Source organism: Pseudomonas sp. OIL-1, from assembly GCF_010669185.1.
Classification (GTDB): Bacteria; Pseudomonadota; Gammaproteobacteria; order Pseudomonadales; family Pseudomonadaceae; genus Halopseudomonas; species Halopseudomonas profundi.
Window position 1 is genome coordinate 470,565 of record NZ_CP048629.1, and the last position, 20,383, is coordinate 490,947.

The window sequence follows — 20,383 nt, forward strand, 5'->3', positions numbered from 1 at the left end:
TTCGGGACACTTCACCCCTGGTTCTGGCACAGACGACACAGCACAGAGCTGCATCGCTGACGTCAGCGATGCTGAGGGACCGTCCAGCCGCGTTCAGCCCGGGCTTTCAGCGGGATCCGCCCGACGGGGATAGGTCCGCTCTTCCTCGATATCGCCATTCTGCAAATGAATCTTCACCGAGCCGGTCGTACCTTCCATATAGTCCGGAAGCAGCGCCAGCACCTCCGCTTTGGTCCCCGCCGTGCGCGCAGCCTGCGAAGCGCCCTCCTTTCTCAGCTCCCAGCCCCTATCCGTCTGACTGACGTGGTAGTTATCCATCGCAATCTCCTATTTCGTCTTGAGTCCGAGTCGTTTGCGCATATCAGCGGTGATTGTCTGGCGGGCTTTCTCATAGCCTTCCCATGGGTCCGAGTCCAGCTCACCGAGACGCTCATGCAGATTATGGATGGTCCAGGTATTGGCGGCCTTCAGATCGTCGATCTCGTCGCGGTAGATCGGTACCGAGACCGGCATGCCTTCCCGGGTGCGCGCAGCGTAGGCGCAGATAGTGGTCGCGCCCTGGCTGTTGCGCAGGTAATCAATGAAGATTCGGCCGACACGGTTCTTCGGGCCGGATACCGCCGAGAAGCGATCCGGTAGCAGCTTGGCCATGTGCTTGACGATCGCTTGGCTGAACGCTTTCACCTGCGCCCAGTCGTCCTTCGGCTTCAGCGGAATCACCAGGTGAATGCCCTTGCCGCCACTGGTTTTGAGAAAGGCGGTCAGCCCCAGCTCATCGAGTACCGCCAAGGTCAGCTGCGTCGCCTCGATCATCGCCTTCCAGGGCAACGCCGGATCCGGGTCGAGGTCGAGAATGAAGCGGTCCGGGCGCTCAAGATCGGCCGAGGTCGCATTCCAGGTATGGAATTCGATGGTGCTCATTTGCACCGCCCCGATCAGCGCCTCGGGACTGTTGATCATCATCACCGGCTGCCCGGAATATTCCTTGCCCATGGTTTCGATATCCGGAATGGACAGGCGATCCGGATTTTTCTGGAAGAACAGCTCCCCCGACAAACCCTCCGGCGCACGCACCAGGGCCACCGGCCGGTTGGCCAGGTGCGGCAGGATCCAGTCTGCGGTGCGGGCGTAGTACTCCGCCAACTGCCCTTTGGTCGCACCGCTTGAGGCATCAATCACGCGCTTGGGGTGCGTGATGCGGAAATTGCCGCTGGTCGAGGATTTGCCGGTTTTGGTCGGGGCCGACTTTTCGCTGGATTTCGATTTCGATTTCGTGCCGGGCTTGTCCGCTGCGCTCTTTTTCGACTTCGTCATTGCCGGTCGCTCGTGGGTAATATCTTCGGCCGGCTTGTCGCTGCGCAGCCCGTGGAATACGGCATGGCGCACGCTGCCGTCCTTGGTCATCTCCGCGTAGGCGACTTCGGCCAGCAGCTGCGGTTTAAGCCAATGCACACCGCGCGCATCGGCACCGGTGGGCGGGTTCACCACAGCCGCTTTCTTCATCTCCAGTGGCTTCAACTGTTCGTGCACGCGACGCAGGGTCGCTTCATTGAAACCGGTCCCCACCTTGCCGGCGTAACGCAACTCACCACTGTCCTCGTCATGCAGGCCGAGGAGCAAAGCACCGAATGCGCTGCGGCTACCCTTGGGATCGGTGAAGCCAACAATCACAAACTCCTGGCGGTGACTGCATTTGAGCTTGATCCAGTCATTGCTGCGCCGGGACACATAACTGCTTCCCGCGCGCTTGCCGATCAGCCCTTCCATCTTCATCTGGCAAGCGCTGTTCAGCATCGCCTCGGGAGATTCCTCAAAATCCTCGGAAAAACGCAGAATCTCGTCTTCACTGCGTTCCATCACTTTCGCCAGGGCAGCGCGGCGTTGCTCAAGGGGCACCTTTTTCAGGTCCATGCCATTGAGGTAAGGCATGTCGAACAGGTAGTAAACGATGGCGCCGCTTTTGTTGGTCTCGAAGGCATTCTGCAAAGCCTGAAAATCCGGCACGCCTTCATCGTTGGCGACGATCATTTCGCCGTCCAGCCAGGCGGTTTGCAGCCCAAGCCCGGCCAGGGCTTCGGCCTGACGCGGCATCTTGGTCGTCCAGTCGTGACCGTTCCGAGTGAAAAGCCGCACGTCGCCGTCATCGATACGCGCCATGATGCGGTAACCGTCGAACTTGATTTCGTAGCGCCAGTCACCATCCGGCACGCTCTCGACCAGGGTGGCGAGCTCAGGCTTGAGCATGTCGGGCAGCTCCGCCTGTTTCGCATCGCCAAGCTCGGTTGACTGCTTATTGCCTGTTTTCTTTGCCGGTGCCTTTTCCACCGGCTGGGGTTTTACCGCTTTACCGCCGCGACGTTTCGGAACAATGGTGCGGTCACTCAGTACGCTGTGGGGTTGTTCTTCCGTTACATCGTATTCAGCCGCCGGACGCGCCGCGTCGTCCTTGGATTTAATCAGGAACCACTGCTCCTTCTTGCCATCCATGTTGGTGCGCACCAGATTCCAGCTGCCGGCAAGCTTCTCGCCCTGCAGCTCGAATTTCAGTTTGCCCTTCTGGTAGGCCTCGCGGGGATCACCTTCGGGTATCCACACTCCGCGGTCCCAGACGATCACATCGCCGGCCCCGTAATGCCCTTCGGGGATATTGCCCTCAAAGGTGGCGTAGTCCAATGGATGATCTTCGACGTGCACCGCCAACCGGCGAGATTTCGGATCCAGGCTCGGCCCTTTTGGCACCGCCCAGCTCTTGAGCGTACCGTCCAGCTCCAGCCGGAAATCGTAATGCAGCCGCGTCGCGTCGTGTTTCTGTATACAGAATTGCAACGCATGTTCTGCCTTGCCACGCTTGCCAGAGCGCTTCGATTTGCTCGCACCAGAAGGCTCAGGCGTTGCACCAAAGTCCCGTTTGCGGTTGTATTCCTCGAGTGCCTCGGCCATGAATACACCTCTGCTTCACTCTTTCCATAAAGAACAGCGCCGGCCTGGAAGGTTCACTCCCGCACCGGCGCCCCAAACTGGACCCCTTCGACATGCCCGACCCGAACAGCTCCGATTTACCCGTAAGCCGTTTTTATTCTTCGCGCAGCTTGCGTCTGCATTATCTCGATTGGGGCAACTCCGACGCCCCCTTGCTGGTTCTTTTGCATGGCGGATTGGAACACGCCCGTGTCTGGGATCAGGTGGCACTGCAGCTGCGTGAGCAGTGGCATGTTGTAGTGCCGGATCTACGCGGTCATGGTGACAGCGACTGGAGCACCGGTTGCGCCTACTCCATTCCCGATTACGTGCCGGATATCGCCGCGCTGATGGAGGATCTCGGCAACCCGCCGGCCACGCTGGTCGCGCATTCGCTGGGCGGTAATATCGCCATCCATTACACCGCGGCCTTTCCGGAGCAGGTCGAGCGGCTCTGCGTGATCGAAGGATTGGGATCGTCTCCGAAGGTACGCGCCGAGCGGGATCTAACGCCCCGGCACGGCCAACTGCGCGCCTGGGTGGAGAAGGTCGGGAAGATAGATAAGCAACAGACCAGTCGCTACGCCAATATCGAGGCGGCAGTCGACCGCCTGATGAGCCATGATCCTCTCGTCGACCGCGCCACCGCGCTGCACATTTGCAGCCATGGGCTTACAGCAGCCGAGGATGGTCAGCTGCGCTGGAAGTACGACGCCAAGATACGCGGCGGGGGCGCCGCGGAGGTTGCCTCGCCGGAAGCCAGCGATCTATGGCAGACAATCGAATGCCCCGTACTGCTGATCTACGGTGAGGAAAGCTGGGCCTCAAACCCCGAAAAGGATGGCCGCTCCAGACACTTCCCCAACGCCAGAATCATCAGCGTCGAGGGCGCCGGGCATAACGTGCACCACCATCGGCCTGCGGCGTTCATGGAGTGTCTGATGGATTTCCTGGCGCAGCGGTGACACATTGCCGCCTGCGGCGAGACCCGACGCTTCCATGAGTGCGCGCTCAATGGAGGGGGGGCCATCCCGGCCATAGTGCTCGCCGGCTATGCCGCTGGTCGAGATGGAACTCGACTGTCCACAAACCGTGTTTTATTCCAAGCACATGGTGTCTATCTGGAAGCGCTTTCTATTCACACCGACGCGGTCAAGGGTGGGAGGCCCGATCGGATCGCCGAACCGTCGGGGCGATGCTGGTCTCCAGGCCAGTCGATGTAGCTTGCAGCAACCCAAGGGTGCCCTGCGGACGCCGTCGCGGCGGCGGTTCGGCGCCCCGAGGCGCCGCTCCTTCAAACCAGTGTCCGCCGATGGTGTTGAGTTGATCCGTGCCCGCCAGCATCAGCTTGCACAGCCCCCCGTAGGAGTGTCGACCTCGGCACGACGCTGGCCGCCAGGCCAGCCGATCTCGATCGCAGCAACCCCAGGGCGCGCCGCGGACGTCGCGGAGCGTTCGGCGTTACTAATCCAGCTCAGGTCCGTGTCAGCACGATTATCCCTACCGCGTCTTGATAGACCCTACCAACCGCTCCCTCGGATCAGCCACATGAATGCCCAGCTCGCGGAAGCGCTCCAGAATGCGCCGGTTCATCTCACGCTGCACGCCCCAACGGCCTTTGTCCACGCAGCGCATCTGGCCGGCCAGGGTAAACAGCGAGCCGTCCACCGCGTCCACGCCCCAGACTTCCAGATCAGCAATAATCAGCTTCTCGAACGCCGGATCGGAACGTAGCCCGGCGCCAATGGCCTTGAGCTCGGCAATCGCCTGATTGATGTCCGTGTCATAACGAACGCTGATGCGCACCGCCGCATTGCCCAGGCCACGGGTAGTATTGTTGACCGTCGACACCGAACTGAAGGGCACAATGTGCAGTGATCCGTCGCCGGCGCGCAGGCGGACCGTACGGATAGAGAGGTTTTCCACCGTGCCTGATACGCCCGCTACGGTCACCCAATCGCCGACCTGCATGGCGTTTTCCATGAGCAGGAAGATCCCGGTGATAAAGTCCTGCACCAGCTTTTGCGAACCAAAACCAACGGCCACGCCGATGATGCTTGCGCCCGCCAGCAGCGGCGTCGTATTGATTCCTATCTGGCTGAGCGCAGTGAAACCGACCACCAGCACGATGACGACCATCAGCCCCGAGCGCAGCATGGGTAACAGGGTGCGCAGCCGTGCTGCGCGCACCGTATCGCCCTGTTGTCGCCACAGGTTGATGCGCCTGTCGATGGTTGCATTGGTCGTCTGCCAGACGATGATAGCGAGGATCACCGCCACCAGAATGGTCAGCGCCGCAGAGGCAAGGCTACCGCCAATCGTGCCTGGCGCGAACCAGGCGAGCGCATTCAGCCCCCAGGCCTGGAGCAACGCCAGCAAGGTGCCGGCCGCGATGATGAATATCACCAGCGCGCGCAGCAGCGGGTAATAATCCTCGGCCAGTCGATGGCGCAAGCCCTGGGCCTGCTCCGCCTCCTCGTCTTCATCCACCAGCCGGCCGAGCGCGCCCAGAGCCAGGACCGCAACCAGACGCCCAAGCACAATAATCGCGCCGGATATCCCGACAAACTCGATCAATCTGGGAAAGCCGTCCTCGATATGCATGGTCCGGATCAGCCAGGAGCCCATGACCAGCATACTCGCCAGGTAAGGCCAGATTCGCGCCAGCCACCGACGCAGGACCGACCAGGTGCCCGAGCGATCCTGGGGACCGGCAATCAGCGCGCCTACCCGATGGCGAATCCGGAACACCAGAACCACCACCGCAATGTGCGCCAGCAGGGAAACGCTCTTGATGATCAACAAACGCGCTGACGGCCCGGTACCGAGAATCTCCACGGCGTTGGCAAGGGCTACGCCAAACGTGGCCAGCACTACCAGCCCCCTTGCCCACCGGTGCAGCAGCTGTGACGCGCCATCGCTGATGCGGGCGATGCGCAGGCTGTAGCGGGTTGGCGAGGCCAGCAAACGCACCACGGCCATGGTTATCCGGGTAATGACGTAGGCCATGACGAACTCACTGGTTACCTCGTGCGTGCGCGAATCGAGCCCCGGCAGGAAATGCAGGGTCAACGCAGCGATGCCGAAGAACAGCCCCAACGGCAACAGGTCCAGCACAAAGCTGGCAAAAGCGAACGGCAGGTGACGCAGCGCAGTGAGCTCCGGCTCGGCTTTGTTGGTCCTGGCTGAGGGGTGTCCCGTGCCGATCTGCTGGGCGGGTTCAGGCGCTGTCGCTGGGTCGGCGCCCGAATTGACCACGCCGACCGCAACAGACTCGACCTGTTCGACGCCGTCGCGCTGAACATGCACCAGAGCGGTGCCATCCTGGATCGGCCGCAATCCGGCTACCGCCTGTTCGGCCAGACTCGAACTGGCGATTGGCTCTACGGGCCTGCGCGGCGCGGGCGGCCGTTGATCCGCTTCGTCGGCGGTGTCGATCAGGGTCTGCGCGCCCTTGCGCAATACTCTGCGCAGCAGCCATTCCAGCCCCAGACCAATACCGAAGACGATGGCCAGATCAGTCAGTACCTGCAACAGCAGCGCACGCCCCACCTCACTGACAAAAGTGGCTTCAAACCAGGCCGGCAGTTCCGTGAGTGCATTGCCGAGGCGTGCCAGTAGCTCGGCCAAACTGTCCGCCCATTGCCCCACCTGCTCGAGCGTTCGGGCAATCAGGCCACCCTCTTCCAGCGGTACTATGTTGGCAATCGGGGATTCTTCTGCCGCAGCGGCCTGCCCGTTTTCTTCGTCAGCCGGCTCGCCATCGGTTTCTTCATTGCTGTCGGCGTCCGGGCCAGCGGCGATAGTTTCCAGCGTACGTACCACCTCCTCACGCTGCGCTTCGTCTTGCAGTGTCTGCAGTGCGCGACGCGCTTGCGGCGCAGTTATCTCTCCGTCATCAGCAGGCGCGGCCCAACCCGCAACCGGGACGAGCGCCAGCATCAACATGCACATTCCGTGAACGACCGCTTTATACATAAGCTCCTGCCGATTTTTCGCAAAAATGGACACACCGCCGGCGCACCAGATCCGGGCTGGCAATCCCGACAAACCAAACGGCAATGGTTCATTGGAGCCTCGCCTGGCGCTCACGTTCATAACCGGATATACGAACCATCTATAGCGGGGCGTTCTGCTTGCCTCCAATGGGTGATGACTTCATGCTTTTGCGCTGCACTCAAGGAATCACCTGGCCATGACCACAGCTACTATCTTCGAATGTTCACTTTCGCCCCGCTTCACCGATCTGGATACCTGGCGGCACGTTAACAATTCCCGCATTTACCAACTGCATCAGGAGGCCCGCATGCGCGCTCACCTTGAGCGGTTCGGCGCGGATGCCTGGTTCTCCGATGACGTGCGTCTGCGTCCGCTGCGCAGCACTACCGATTATCGGCTGGTAACCTGGTATGGCAGTGATGTGCAGGCACAGGTGCGGGTGCTGGCGTGCGAGGACGACTGCTATCGGGTGCGCAGTGACCTGTTTCAGAATGGCAATCATGTCGGCAGCCAGGATTGTCTGATGGGGGCTTTCAACAAGCATGAGCGGGTTGCCTTGCCAGCAGAGGTGCGCGATGCGCTAGCCGGCATGATCGAGGGCGAGCCTGAGCCGCTGCCAGACCCGAAGAACCGCGACGTGCTGCAGCGCGCTGCGGAATTTCCCGTGACCTGCCAGCTGACGCCCCGTTACGGTGATCTGGATGTTGATGCCCAGCGCAGCGAGGCAGCACTCGCCCAGTACATGGAGCAGGCTCGGTACAATGCCGTCAGACAGCTGGATTTCGGCGGCCTGGGTGTGCTGGTGGCGTCCGTGGATATCACCTTCGAACACTACCGTCCCGGCTTCGACATCATGAACCTCGCTGCAACGATCAATCGCATCGGCAACAGTTCATTCGTGTTCACCGGCTATGCCGCCAATTCACAGGGTATGCAGGCAACCGCCAACAGCGTCATGGTCGTGATCGATACCGGCTCAAATCGCCCGGTGCCCATCCCCGCAGCATTACGTCAACAGCTCGAAAAAATGATGCTTCAACCTGTGACGCAGCCCTCATCCAGATAATTGACAGCCGGGCGGAACCAAGTGAGCGCTACGCCATCAGATTGCTGGCAATCGTTGTACAGGTCGCCAAAATCCGACTATTTTCCTATGTGTAGCCGGCGTACATGCCGCTGAATTTCTGAATGTCTGCCCATTGGACGGGCTTCCTGCGAGGGCAAGCTAACAATGAGACCGACACTCGGCTGGATGCCGAATTGGCTACTATGTTGCGTAATTCTTGTGTCGGTACCGACCCATGCTCAACAAACTGACGAACAGCCTGATAATCCGCCTCCTGGTGATGCACCCGCAACGCAATATATAACCCGCACGCTAGGCTCTCTGGGCCATTATCAAGGCCTGCAGCAGATCACCGCCGAGGGCAGCGTGGCCTTCAATATGCCCATGCCGCTGGATGCACAGGTCAGCGAACCCCGGCTCGAACTGCATTATTCTCCCGCCGCCTGGCTGGGCCCGGATGCCTCCTTGCAGGTGCTGATCAACGGTACGCCACGGGAAAATATCGGCGTGGCGGATATCAGCGAGGATGCCACGTCACCGTCCACCGAAAACGGCGCAATGGCCGAGACCAGAATGCTCTCGGTCCCGTTGCAGCAAGAGGATCTGCGCCTGCCTTACCTGCAGGTCCGCGTGCGCGCCAGGTCCAACGTCCCGATGGACCGTTGCACATCGCCGCGCGCTCAACAGACCTATCTGACCATCGAACCGGAAACCGCTATCGCTTACCAGCTCGACCAGGGCCCGGCGCCAAGTGTGCGCGGTTATATCAATACGCTGCCGCATGACGTGCGTATCGCCATATCCCAGCCGGCACCTGACCCGGAAGCCCTGCGTGCCGCCTGGCTGCTGACACATGAGTTGCAAGAGCGCGGGCATGACGTGGAACACACCGGCCTCGAGAACGGTGCAGACATCGTCATCGCCTCGCGCAGAGAGCTCGCCCAGACCGGGGTGCGCCTGGCGGCCGGGCATAATATCGACGTGGTAGTGCCTGACCCGCAACAGCCCACTTCCCGGTTACTGGCGGTGACCGAGCCGTTCTACATCGATGCCCTCGCCGATCCCTGGGGCGCGCTGCTGACCAGTTCCGGCTATCCCGAAAGCATCAGTTCCCCAGCGCCAACTCCGTCCAAGGATTCGGTGCAGCTGATACAACTTGGCGTAGACGGCAATGCGAGACCCTTCGCTGACCGTGCTGAATGGGCCATAGATACCAATGCCCTGCCCGCCGGCCGCCTGCCGACCGCGCTGAATCTGAACCTGGTCGTGCCGCCCAGCCCGGCTGAGCAACCGCTGACGCTATACGTTATGCAGGACAATATGTTGCGCGCCGTTCAGCAGCTCTCACCGGATGGCGGCCCGCAATCGGTACGCGTCGGCCTGAATGAGGTTAACCCCACCGCTTCCGAGCCGATCCGCGTATTGCTGATCCGGCCGGGGGCTGAGTGTATCGCCGCGCCGCCCTCGGGTTACGCGCAGCTGCTTACTTCATCGGCCGTGGAAACCAGACCCGCCGGAGGCCAGTCACAGAGTGTGGCAGCCTTCGGTTATGAACTGGCGGACCGTTATTTCGTCCATTTGCCCCCCGATGCCCTGGGCCGACCACATGAGTGGATTAGTGTACTGGCGTCCCTGGGCCGCAGTCTGGCACTCGACCCGCGCATGGCGGAATTCGTCAGCACCTCGATGGCGCCCGGAGGCAGCCGTCCCTTCATATGGCTGGGGTCGCAGCCGCCCGAGGGCTTCGACGCCTCCATAGCGGTTGATCAGGGCCGTGTGCGAATACGCGACAACGAAGGCAGAATCCTGCTGGACTCCGGCGAGTTGCCAGGGACCAGCTTCGCCAGTCTGCTGCGCAGCGGCTCCCAACGGGGCATCTGGTTGCGCGCGCTGGACGATGGGTTGCCAAAGGTACCGCCGGGTCTGGAACAAAGTACCGGCGACCTGGTGTTTGGTGATGAACGGGGCGTGCTGGTATCGCTGGATACCAGGGACTATGCCCTGATGAAGGTGGAATATCCGGACTACTCGACCTGGTGGGAACGTCTCGCGCGCTATCGCGGCTTGTTGTTCGTCATTGGCTGGGTGGTATTGACTCTGGTGGCCATTGTGGTCTCCCGAAGAATAAGGAAAAAATCATGAAAACCCTCCCCTTTCTCAGACCTGCCCTGTGCAGAATTGCTGCTATCTCACTGTTGACACTGCCGGCTGCCACGCCGGTGCTGGCGAACGCCTGGGTGCAGGAAGAAGGCAAGACGCTGACGATCCTGAAGTTTAGTCACACCGATGCCAGCGACGTATTTGATAGTGACGGAAACCACACCCATTTCTCGAATGACGGCCATAGTCGTCAGGACCAGATCAACCTTTATATCGAACATGGTCTGACGCCCGATCTGACGCTGGTGGGTAATTTCTTTTACCAAGAGATGCGTTACCGAGACCGCCCGACCGAACACGAGCCGTTCGACGAGACCACGCGCGGATTCGGCGATCAGGAGTTCGGCATTCGCTATCGACTGAATCCGGGCTTCAGCGAGGACTGGGTGGGTTCCTTGCAGGCCATCGTCAGCGTGCCCACTTACAACAGGGACGCTGACCTGGCACTGGGCGAGGGCGGTTATCACTTCGAGCTGCGCTACAGCATTGGCCGGGGCTTCATGCTTGGTGAACGTTCTGGCTATCTAGACGCCGGCATCGCAGGCCGCAAGCGTACCGGTAATCCGGCGGATGAAATTCGCGCAGACGCAACAGTCGGTGTGGCACTGACACCGAAGCTGATGATAATCGGCGAGCTCAATCACATTGAAGGTCTGGGCAATAACAGCGGCAACGATGCCGCCCCAACCGAGGCAGAGGGCGATCCCGAGACCACCTCCAACCTCGTCTACATAAACAGCACCGACTACGACCTGACCAAGCTGTCTCTGTCCGGGCTTTACTCGCTATCTGACGGCATCCAACTGCAGGCTGGCTATATGCAACCGGTGGACGGCCGTAACACCGGCGCCGCAGGCGGTCCCTTTGTTGCCGCGTGGTGGAGATTCTAAAAATGGTCGCTGGCAGTAACGCTTTCGTGGTCGGACGCATGCCGGATTCCGGCTCGCTGCATACGCCGATCGGGCAAAGCATGCTGGACGCTGGCCTGCTGCAACCCGAGCAGCTGGAGACCGCCCTGCGTCTGCAAAAACGCTGGAACTCCCGGCTGGGCGATATCGTCCTCGCGCACCGCTGGGTCAGCGCCTTCTCGTTCTATCGTTTGCTGTCAGCGCAGTTTGGTCTGAGTTTTGTGAATCTACTGGAAAAGCCGGTGGAAGTGAGCGTGGATCGCGCGCTGTTCCCCGAGTTCGCGCAGCGCCTGGCTATCCCGTGGCGGCGCCAATACGGCAACCTGGTAATAGCCGTCGCCGACCCCACTCCCGAGGTATTCGAGTGGGCGCGCAAGACCTTTGGCGAGGATGTGCTGTTTGTCGGCACCTCCAAATTCGACATTCTCTGGAGCCTGCAACAGGGCGCTGAGCATCAACTGACCAGTGATGCCCTGAACCTGCTGGCCGAGCGCACGCCCGAACACTCCGCGCGCCAGGTCATTACCCAGCCGCAACTGCTGGTGCTCTATCTGCTGGCAAGCGTGACCTTGCTGGGCCTGGCGTTCTTTCCGGTGAGCACCATTATTACGCTCAACGCATTGATCACCGCGGCCTTCTTGGCCACCTTTGGTCTGCGTTTCGCGCTGGTATGGTTTGGTGCCAAACGGCGTATCGATATCAAGATCACCGACGAGGAGCTGGCCGATCTTCCCGAGGATGATCTGCCGGTCTACACGGTGCTGGTGCCGATGTACAAGGAACCCGAGGTACTGCCGATCATCACCAGCGCGCTGCGCAACCTCGACTACCCGACTTCCAAGCTCGATATCAAGCTGGTGCTTGAAGAGGACGACAGCGATACCATCGAGGCCGCCAAGGAACTGGGGCTGGAGGCGATATTCGAGATCATCCGCGTACCGCCTTCGCAGCCCAAGACCAAGCCCAAGGCGTGCAACTACGCGCTGCAGTTCGCCCGCGGCGAGTTGATCACCATCTATGACGCCGAAGACAAGCCCGAGCCCGATCAGCTCAAGCGCGCCGTCCTCGCGTTTCGCAAGGCAGACCCGAACGTCGCGTGCATCCAGGCGCGGCTGAACTACTACAACGCGCACGAGAACTGGCTGAGCCGCATGTTCGCGCTGGAATACACCCTCTGGTTCGACTTCTATCTGCCGGCGCTTGAGCACCTGCGCATTCCTATTCCGCTGGGCGGCACCTCCAACCACTTCCGCCTGGAAGTATTGCGCGGCGTAAACGCGTGGGATCCCTACAACGTGACCGAGGATGCCGATCTCGGGGTGCGCATGACCCAGCGCGGCTACCGTGTCAGCGTGGTCAACTCGACCACCTACGAAGAAGCCAATGTCAGCGTACCCAACTGGATCCGCCAGCGTTCGCGTTGGTTCAAGGGCTACATGCAGACCTGGCTGGTGCATATGCGCGATCCGGTGCATCTCTACAAATCCACCGGGTTTCGCGGCTTCTGGGGTTTCCAGTTCTTTATCGGCGGCAACTTTCTGACCGCGCTGGCGGCGCCCTTGTTATGGGCGATCTACTTCGTCTGGCTGTTTGCCGGGATTCGTCTGTTTGATGTGGCCTTTCCGCCGGTGCTGCTCTACCTGAGCGTACTGAATCTGCTGCTGGGCAACGGCTTCTTCATTTACATGACGTTGGTCGCAGGCTTCAAGCATGACTATTTCCGACTGACGCCCTACGCACTGACCGTTCCTGTCTACTGGATGCTGCAATCGATCGCGGCGTACAAGGGGCTCTGGCAGCTCATTCGCAAACCCTTCTATTGGGAAAAGACTACCCATGGCATCAGCAAGTACATGGCTGACGAGCGTAAGGCCGCGCTGGAAGAGTAACGCCGGGGTTCCGAGCGGCCTGCTGGTCTTTTTGCTTGCGCTACTGGCGCTGGCGGCACTCTGCGCGCACCTCCTGGACAACGGATTCCAGGGTAGCGACGCGCTGGCACGCTACGCCCGGGTGCTGATCATGCGTGACGCCTCGCGGCTCTATATCGAGGATGTGGGGTTTCTCTCGCCGCAGGTATCGCCCTACCTGACACTGCTATTGAGCGGCATTCCGGGTATCAGCCTGCTGCGGGTGCCCTATTTGCTCGATATCGTGCTGGCTTCGCTGTTCGTCACGCTGGTCTGGCGCGACCTGAACAAATCCCATGGCCTGCTGTTGGCAACGCTCTGGACCACGTTGCTGGCGGCGCATCCCTTCTTTCTCTGGACCGCACTATCCGGTCAGGATCTGGCGCTCGGGCTGCTGTGTTTCTACGGGCTCAGCCGTTCGCTGCGGCGCTTTCGCAATGATCCGGAGGTGTTCAGCTATCTGCGCTTTGCCGGCTGGCTGTGCCTGCTGTTCTTCGTCGATACCCGGGCCATGTTCATTGCAGTGGCGCTGGCGCCCTGGCTGGTGCTGATCGCGCCGCCTTCATTGCTACGGCGCGCACCGCTGGCGTTTTATCTGGTCTGCTATGTGCCCTTTGTTTTTGCGGTATTGGGGTGGGCCTATCTCAACTGGCTGTTTTTCAATGATGCACTGATCTTCCTCAAGCAGACGGGCTCGGCATTTCGTGGCGGGTTCGAATCAACGCCTTATCTACCCTGGCTGCTGGAATTTGGCGGGCAGTGGTGGGTGCCGCTGATCTGGCTCACGGCGGCAGGCGCGCTGGCATTCCCTTCGCTATTGCTGGCGCCCTGGAACGTGCGGCCCCGTGCCTGGGTCGGCCCGGTGATCATCGCCTGCGTCACAATCTGCGCCGGCGCCATGGCGACTCTGGTGTGGTACACATCGGAACCTGTTGAGTTTCTCGCCCTGATGCTTGCCGCCGCGGCGTTAGGGCTGCGTGAAATGCAGCGCCAGCGAACGGTCGTCACCGCGTTGCTGCTGGCGGGCATTCCCCTTGGCTGGCTGGTCATGCAACAGTTGCCATCACCGGACATGCAGCCCTGGACCCAGGCACTGCGCGAGCGCGTACCGGCTCCGATCACCGACGAGGCATTGGTGGGCGTATGGCTGGCGGACTCGTCCCTGCCAACGCTTATTGATGATCAGACCGGTTACGCGGTCATCGCTGCCCGCGGCAACGGCCGCAACCTGATCCTGCCCTTCAGCGACCGATACAAGCTGGCGATGGCGACACCCAGTCGCATGCCTCCGCAAATCGTGGTGGCAGAACCGGGCAGCCAGCAGGCGATGGAAGATGCAAGCAATCTACATTTCCCCGGGCTTTGGGCGCATGGCCGTCCGGGATATCAACTAGTGTATGAACGAGGGGCATGGCGGGTATGGCAAAAAGAAAACTTATCGCGCTTGCGTTGATGTTGCTCCCCGCATTGGGTTTCGCACAGGAGACCGAAATGTGGATGGGCGCCAACGTGAAGATATCCGGCGATGCACAGTGGGGCAGCGATGCGGCTCAGGAATCGCTTGAGCGGCTCGCCGCAAGTGGAGCTGAAAAGGCCTTGCTGGTCGCCTTCATGTGGCAAGCCAAGCCCGACTCCAATGATCCGGTGATTGGCGGCGACAGCAGTCCCGAGCTGGTTGCAGCGGGCCTGCGGCAGATGCGCGACGCCGGTCTGGATCCGATCCTCAAGGTCCACCTGTGGATACCCGAGAGCTGGGCCGGCGAAGCCGCCCCCACCGACCGCATGGCCTGGTTTCATGCCTATCGGGATGGCTTGCTGAAACTGGCCAAGGTTGCCGAGGATGAAGGCGCTGAAGCGCTGGTGGTCGGCAGCGAGCTGCGCCAGCTACAGAACTCCGGTTACTGGCAACCGGTGGTGACAGCAGTACGCAAAGTGTATTCCGGCCCCATCGCCTACGTGACACACAGCCTGGAAAGCGCCGAGCAATTCCGCTATTGGACACTGTTCGATGTCGTCGCCACCAGCCTTTACGCAGAGCTGCCGACCGACCAGGAAGCCCGCGGCGACGAAATGCGCGAAATGGCTGACCGCTTGTACACATTGGGACAGCGCGCCCAGCGCCGGGTCTGGGTCGCAGAACTGGGCCTGCGCTCCGCCACCGGCAGCCTCTCGGCGCCTTGGGAAAGTCCCGAAGAGCGCGAATTGCCGGTCAATCTCGGCTTGCAGAACGAGGTGCTGACCAGCTGGCGCGACGCCCTTGATGAGACCGGCAAGATAGATGGCCTGGCGATCTGGGCCTGGTACACCGACCCGAACGCCGGTGGCGTGAATGACACCGACTTCACCATCCAGAACAAACCCGCGCAGGAGATATTCAAGCGGTGATCGGCTCGGGGCATGCCGGCCCGTCGGCCAGCTTGGCCACGGTCGCTGCCCAGTGCAGAAACTCATCCTGTGGCACCGGCCGGCTGATCAGAAAGCCTTGAATATGATCGCAACTGCGCTCGCGCAGGAAATCCTTCTGGCACGCCGTCTCCACTCCTTCCGCCGTGACAGTGATACCGAGCGTGTGCGCCAGACGTATCACCGCCGAAGCAATGGCGTCATCGTCTTCATCGAGCGTCAGGTCGCTGACAAAGGTGCGATCCAGCTTCAGCGTGTCGACGTCGAAGCGCTTGAGATAGGCCAATGATGAATAACCGGTGCCGAAGTCATCGATGGCAACCCGCACGCCAAAGTCGTTGAGTTCGAGCAAGGCCGCCGCACTGCCGCGATCATCGACCAGCACGCTCTCGGTCACTTCAATTTCCAGCAGCTCGGGTGCCAGCCCGGTCCACTTCAGGGTGTCCTTCACCGTCGCGACAAAATCGTTCTGACGCAGCTGGTGCACCGACAGGTTGACCGCCACGCGCACCCCGGGCAAGCCGTTGACTTGCCAGCTGGCGGCCGCTGCGCAGGCTTGCTGCAGCACCCAGCGCCCGACCGGGACGATCAGCCGCAAATCCTCCAACAGCGGAATGAATTCAACCGGGCTCACTTCTTCGCCCTCCGGAAACCAGCGCAGCAGAGCCTCAGCGCTGCTCAGCCTGCCGGATTCGGTATGCAGCTGCGGCTGGAAATACAGCTCGAACTCGCCGCGCTCCAGCGCCCTGCGCAGCCCGTGTTCCAGCTGAAAGCGCCGGTCCGCCTGGCGATTGAGCTCCTCGGTATAGAAACTGTAACCATTGCGGCCATGTTCCTTGGCCCGGTACATGGCCGCATCGGCACTCTTGAGCAAGGAGTCGACATTCTTGGCGTCGCCCGGATACAGCGCGATGCCTAAACTCGTCGAAACCGAAACATCGCGGGCGCCGAGGCTGAACTTATCATCGAAGCCTTTGAGCAGCTGCTCCACGACGTGGATGATCTGGTGAGTGTCGGTGATGTCTTCGAGGATGATGGTGAATTCATCACCGCCCAGACGCGCAACCGTATCCGAGGAGCGCAGCAGGCCGGTCAGCCGTTGCGCGACCTGAATCAACAGCTCATCGCCGGCGGCATGGCCCAGCGCGTCGTTGATCCATTTGAAGCGATCCAGGTCGAGAAACAGCAGGGCCACGGATTGCCCGCTGCGGTTGGCATGGCTGATCGCGTGCTGCAGGCGATCCTGGAAAAGATATCGGTTGGGCAGTCTGGTGAGGTGATCGTAGTTGGCCAAATGGGCCAGCCGTTCCTCGGTCAGGCGGCGCTCGGTGATATCGCGAATGGTGCCTACCGCCCGGTGGTCCCGGGTCTCGGGGTCGAGAAAATGCTCGCCCTGAAACTCGATCAGGCGCTGCTCGCCACCCTCGACGTTGGTTCGCAGCTCCAGGGTTTGCGGGACGGCTTCGTAGTTCGCGCTGAAGAAGGTTCGCAGGCGCGCCTGGGATTCAGCGTCGAATACCTTTACCAGACTTGCCAGCGGAGCCTCGCTTAGCGCGTGCTCAACCTGCAGAATGCGGTTGAGCTGGTGTGACCAGAGCAGACTGTCGTCCTGCGCGTTCCATTCCCAACTGGCCAGCCCGGCGATCTGCTGGGCGCGTAACAGAGCCCGGCGATTCTGCGCCAGATCCTTCGACATCGCGTCCAACAGGTCCAGCACGATGCCCAAGCCCTGATACTGACCATGCTCGTCGATAAAAATGAAATCTTCGGTAACGGGATATTGGACGTGGGCTGTCACGGAGGCAGCAGCCGCCTCGATGCTCAGAGACAAGGGAATCAACAGCGGAGAGCTGTTCATGACATCGGTCACGGGCCTGCGACCCCAGAGTTCCCTGCCATAACGTTGCAGGAATATATCCTGCAATCGATAACGGCTCACTGTGCCGAGCGGACGATTAGCGCCGTCGACAACCGCAAGCGAGAGAAACCGCTGGTTACTTAAAACCAGTATGCGTTCCGCAACCTCGCTGATCTTCATACCCGGATGAAGGGTGTCCGCCTGCTTGAGCAAGCGGGACAGATCTTTTTTGGCCAGCATGTACTGCCCCTGTTGATGACAAGTCGGTGATTAGAACAGTGGCCAATTGCAATTACGTGACATCCACGGTGTGTCATTCTGGGGTGTAGCTACGCCAGGCCGCAGATAAACAAACCCGTCGGCGAGCAGGCGCTCACCAACCCCAGGAAAAACCCGGCTCTGCCAGCCACCCCTGGGGGTGTAGCGCGCCTGCGCTACGCCAGGCCCGTCGAAGGCATCCTACTGCTAGGTGATTCCTGGCGCGGCCGAGGCGTGTCTCTGCAGATATCCCTTATCGCGCCGTGTCGCCACGGCAAATTTTTCCTACAATCGATGCCACTCCCACGCAGCCAACCGGTGACCCATGACTCAACGCGCAAACATTCTCGACCTCCTGAACATCCAGCATCCGATCATTCAGGCGCCGATGGTGGGTGTTTCTACCCCGGAGCTGGCGGCGGCGGTATCCAACGCGGGTGCGCTGGGTTCGATTGGATTGGGTGGCAGCAACCCGGAGCAGGCCAGGGAGCTGATCAAGAAAACCCGCGCGCTGACCAACGCCCCCTTCAACGTCAATCTGTTCTGCCACCAGCCAGCACAAGCCAAACCGGGCGTCGAACAGGCCTGGCTGGGGCATCTGGCCCCGCTGTTCAGAGCCTACAAAACCGAGCCACCTGCCTCGCTGAGCCTGGGCTACGTCAGCTTTCTGGAATCCGAAGCCATGCTGCAGGTGTTGCTAGAGGAGCGTCCGGCGGTAATCAGCTTCCACTTCGGTCTACCACCCAACGAATGGATCGAGCAATTGAGAGATGCCGGCATCAAAATTCTTGCCTGCGTCACCACCCCCGCCGAAGCCAGGCAGGCCGAAGCAGCAAAGGTCGACGCGCTGATTGCCCAGGGCATGGAAGCCGGCGGGCACCGTGGCGTGTTCGATCCCGACAATGACGAGCTGATCGGCACCTTTGCACTGGTTTCAGTGCTGGCCGAAATGACCGACCTGCCCATTATCGCAGCCGGAGGCATCATGAACGGCAGCGGGATTGTCGCCGCGCAAAAGTTGGGCGCTGCGGCGGTTCAGATGGGCACGGCATTCGTATGCTGTCCGGAATCGTCCGCCAACGAGCAGTACCGGAAGGCCCTGCTAAGCGAGCGCAGCCAGCACACTGCGATCAGCGCCGACATCTCGGGCCGACCGGCACGCGGCATGGTCAACCGCCTTTTCACCGATATCGGTGGCGTCAGCGCGCCGACACGCCCCGACTACCCTATCGCCTACGATGCCACCAAGGCGCTGAGTGCGGCAGCCATGAACCAGGGCGACTATGACTTTGCGGTGCAATGGGCCGGACAAGGCGCGCCATTGTCACGGGCCATGCCAGCGGCAGAACTGGTCGACGTGCTGGTACGCGAAATCGAAGCAGCCGTGCCGAGATAGGCTGTCACAATCACTGATTCAAGCTGGCAGATTGACAATGCTGGCACGTCCTTTGGATGGAACGTTTCGTGATGGTCAACGTCGGAAACTAAGCGTAACCACCGAAGGACGACATTGTTATGCCGGTATGCCGCTCCGCCAGTTTCGCTGGATTGTTCTATCTGATGTTCGTCCTGTTAATCCTCCAAGGCTGCGGCGGCGGGGGCGGAGGTGGCGGCAGCAGTGCTGCTCCCGCTCCTCCCGGAACGAACCCCGGCCCCGAACTGCCTCCGGAGCAAGGAACAGGCACCCTTGATTTGGTCGGCATGAACGTCGCCGGCGCGGAGTTTACGCCCGGTGTCCTGCCGGGCATCCATGGCACTCACTACTTCTTCCCACCGCCGGGATATTTCCAGCAATGGCGGGACCGGGGAATTCGCAGCGTGCGCTTCCCGATTCGCTGGGAACGGCTGCAACCGGTACTCGGTGACGATTTCGATCCTACCTATGCAGGCCTCATTGACAACATGCTGAGCCAGGCGGCGAACGCCCAGATCGATGTCATTCTGGATATTCATGACTATGGGCGTTACCGCGGCAATCTGATCGGCAGCCCGGAAGTACCCTATGAGGATTATCAGAATCTACTGGAGCGCGTGGCATTGCGCTGGCGGGACCGCACGGCGTTGTACGGCTACGACATCATGAACGAGCCCGCCGGCATCCAGACCTGGCCGACTGCGGCGCAGGCGGCGATAAACGGCATTCGCCGCTATGACATGCTACGGCCAATCTTCATCGAGTCTGCAGGCAGTTCCAGCGCCACGAACTGGCCTACATATGGCAACGATCTGCTAGACCTGGAGGATCCCGCCGACTATTTGATCTTTTCCGCGCACCTTTACCTCGACGAGGGCAGCAGGGGAACCTACCCCAATCCACCCGGCGACGCATTCGATCCGATGACCGGTGTTCGCCGTGCCTCCGCGTTTGTCGAATGGCTCAGGAAGAATTACCGGCGTGGACATATCGGTGAGTTCGGTGTGCCCGGCGATGACCCGCGCTGGCTGGAGGGCATGGATAACCTGCTCGCCTATCTGCAGGAGCAGTGCATACCGATGGCTTACTGGGCGGCTGGACACCAGTGGAGAGACGACTATCCCCTGTTGGTCGAGCCGGGGCCTGACGGAGAAGGCCAACCCCAGTGGGAAGTACTGTCCGATTACGTGGGGGAAGGCGACTGTTCAGTCTATGGTCCACCGCCCTGAATCCCCGCACCGACGACCTCGATCGGGCTCGGTCCACAGAGGTTAACGAAACCCCTTCCGAACGCGCGAGGCCATCTGCCGAACGCGCTGTTCCACAGAACGACATTGCCTGAAACGAATAGGAAGCGTTATCATTCTCAGCTTCAGAGCCGTTCGCATACTTGTCGTCGTGCCTGACTACTGCGGCCTTAGCTGGTAAGCCCCCTTGTTCCCGATGCACACT

General features: G+C 60.8%; 13 protein-coding genes. 9 read left to right on the plus strand and 4 right to left on the minus strand.

Going from position 1 to position 20,383, the window contains the following annotated elements:
• Window positions 1-93 precede the first annotated feature (93 nt).
• Both G3M63_RS02165 and ligD read right to left on the minus strand, forming a co-directional pair.
• On the minus strand, window positions 94-318 hold the full coding sequence (locus tag G3M63_RS02165) for a DUF2188 domain-containing protein (protein ID WP_163981755.1): 225 nt from the start codon (window positions 316-318) through the stop codon (window positions 94-96).
• A 9-nt stretch (window positions 319-327) separates the two neighbouring features.
• Window positions 328-2,940, minus strand: coding sequence for a DNA ligase D (gene ligD, locus G3M63_RS02170; protein WP_163981756.1), 2,613 nt, complete (start codon window positions 2,938-2,940; stop codon window positions 328-330).
• Between the two features lie 92 nt (window positions 2,941-3,032).
• Between ligD and G3M63_RS02175 the strand changes: the two genes are divergently transcribed.
• Window positions 3,033-3,923: an alpha/beta fold hydrolase gene (locus G3M63_RS02175; RefSeq protein ID WP_163981757.1), complete on the plus strand. Its 891-nt coding sequence runs from the start codon at window positions 3,033-3,035 to the stop codon at window positions 3,921-3,923.
• A 535-nt stretch (window positions 3,924-4,458) separates the two neighbouring features.
• Here the strand turns inward: G3M63_RS02175 and G3M63_RS02180 are convergent.
• Window positions 4,459-6,936, minus strand: coding sequence for a mechanosensitive ion channel family protein (locus G3M63_RS02180; protein ID WP_256669914.1), 2,478 nt, complete (start codon window positions 6,934-6,936; stop codon window positions 4,459-4,461).
• 217 nt (window positions 6,937-7,153) lie between these two features.
• On the opposite strand from G3M63_RS02180, the gene G3M63_RS02185 reads away from it, so the two are divergent.
• From G3M63_RS02185 to G3M63_RS02210, 6 genes are all read left to right on the plus strand, one after another.
• A complete protein-coding gene (locus tag G3M63_RS02185) occupies window positions 7,154-8,023 on the plus strand; it encodes a thioesterase family protein (protein WP_163981758.1) in 870 nt (289 codons plus the stop codon).
• Between the two features lie 165 nt (window positions 8,024-8,188).
• Window positions 8,189-10,165 carry a cellulose biosynthesis cyclic di-GMP-binding regulatory protein BcsB gene (locus G3M63_RS02190; protein WP_218573643.1) on the plus strand — a complete coding sequence of 659 codons (1,977 nt, stop codon included), beginning with the start codon at window positions 8,189-8,191 and terminating at the stop codon, window positions 10,163-10,165.
• Window positions 10,162-11,073: a hypothetical protein gene (locus G3M63_RS02195; protein ID WP_218573644.1), complete on the plus strand. Its 912-nt coding sequence runs from the start codon at window positions 10,162-10,164 to the stop codon at window positions 11,071-11,073. Before G3M63_RS02190 ends, G3M63_RS02195 begins: the two co-directional genes overlap by 4 nt.
• 2 nt (window positions 11,074-11,075) lie before the next feature.
• The gene (locus G3M63_RS02200; RefSeq protein ID WP_163981760.1) at window positions 11,076-12,980 is read left to right on the plus strand and encodes a glycosyltransferase family 2 protein; all 1,905 of its coding nucleotides are present in this window, start codon (window positions 11,076-11,078) and stop codon (window positions 12,978-12,980) included.
• Complete coding sequence (locus G3M63_RS02205) at window positions 12,928-14,451, plus strand: hypothetical protein (protein ID WP_163981761.1); 1,524 nt, start codon at window positions 12,928-12,930, stop codon at window positions 14,449-14,451. Before G3M63_RS02200 ends, G3M63_RS02205 begins: the two co-directional genes overlap by 53 nt.
• A complete protein-coding gene (locus G3M63_RS02210) occupies window positions 14,418-15,383 on the plus strand; it encodes a glycosidase-like protein (protein WP_163981762.1) in 966 nt (321 codons plus the stop codon). Before G3M63_RS02205 ends, G3M63_RS02210 begins: the two co-directional genes overlap by 34 nt.
• On the opposite strand, the gene G3M63_RS02215 is transcribed toward G3M63_RS02210, so the two are convergent.
• Entirely contained in the window at window positions 15,373-17,499 is a 2,127-nt protein-coding gene (locus tag G3M63_RS02215) for a bifunctional diguanylate cyclase/phosphodiesterase (protein WP_163981763.1), read from the minus strand. The two genes, G3M63_RS02210 and G3M63_RS02215, sit on opposite strands and share 11 nt — an antisense overlap.
• 343 nt (window positions 17,500-17,842) lie before the next feature.
• On the opposite strand from G3M63_RS02215, the gene G3M63_RS02220 reads away from it, so the two are divergent.
• Both G3M63_RS02220 and G3M63_RS02225 read left to right on the plus strand, forming a co-directional pair.
• A complete protein-coding gene (locus G3M63_RS02220; protein WP_163981764.1) occupies window positions 17,843-18,913 on the plus strand; it encodes a nitronate monooxygenase family protein in 1,071 nt (356 codons plus the stop codon).
• A 119-nt stretch (window positions 18,914-19,032) separates the two neighbouring features.
• Window positions 19,033-20,160 (plus strand): glycoside hydrolase family 5 protein, encoded by a 1,128-nt coding sequence (locus G3M63_RS02225; RefSeq protein WP_163981765.1) that lies wholly within the window; start codon window positions 19,033-19,035, stop codon window positions 20,158-20,160.
• The last annotated feature ends 223 nt before the right edge of the window (window positions 20,161-20,383 follow it).

What these genes read in the sequence shown, in the direction of transcription:
- G3M63_RS02165 (WP_163981755.1), bottom strand. Translation starts at nt 318, where the DNA reads ATGGATAACTACCACGTCAGTCAGACGGATAGGGGCTGGGAGCTGAGA.
- ligD (WP_163981756.1), bottom strand. Translation starts at nt 2,940, where the DNA reads ATGGCCGAGGCACTCGAGGAATACAACCGCAAACGGGACTTTGGTGCA.
- G3M63_RS02175 (WP_163981757.1), top strand. Translation starts at nt 3,033, where the DNA reads ATGCCCGACCCGAACAGCTCCGATTTACCCGTAAGCCGTTTTTATTCT.
- G3M63_RS02180 (WP_256669914.1), bottom strand. Translation starts at nt 6,936, where the DNA reads ATGTATAAAGCGGTCGTTCACGGAATGTGCATGTTGATGCTGGCGCTC.
- G3M63_RS02185 (WP_163981758.1), top strand. Translation starts at nt 7,154, where the DNA reads ATGACCACAGCTACTATCTTCGAATGTTCACTTTCGCCCCGCTTCACC.
- G3M63_RS02190 (WP_218573643.1), top strand. Translation starts at nt 8,189, where the DNA reads ATGAGACCGACACTCGGCTGGATGCCGAATTGGCTACTATGTTGCGTA.
- G3M63_RS02195 (WP_218573644.1), top strand. Translation starts at nt 10,162, where the DNA reads ATGAAAACCCTCCCCTTTCTCAGACCTGCCCTGTGCAGAATTGCTGCT.
- G3M63_RS02200 (WP_163981760.1), top strand. Translation starts at nt 11,076, where the DNA reads ATGGTCGCTGGCAGTAACGCTTTCGTGGTCGGACGCATGCCGGATTCC.
- G3M63_RS02205 (WP_163981761.1), top strand. Translation starts at nt 12,928, where the DNA reads ATGGCATCAGCAAGTACATGGCTGACGAGCGTAAGGCCGCGCTGGAAG.
- G3M63_RS02210 (WP_163981762.1), top strand. Translation starts at nt 14,418, where the DNA reads ATGGCAAAAAGAAAACTTATCGCGCTTGCGTTGATGTTGCTCCCCGCA.
- G3M63_RS02215 (WP_163981763.1), bottom strand. Translation starts at nt 17,499, where the DNA reads ATGCTGGCCAAAAAAGATCTGTCCCGCTTGCTCAAGCAGGCGGACACC.
- G3M63_RS02220 (WP_163981764.1), top strand. Translation starts at nt 17,843, where the DNA reads ATGACTCAACGCGCAAACATTCTCGACCTCCTGAACATCCAGCATCCG.
- G3M63_RS02225 (WP_163981765.1), top strand. Translation starts at nt 19,033, where the DNA reads ATGCCGGTATGCCGCTCCGCCAGTTTCGCTGGATTGTTCTATCTGATG.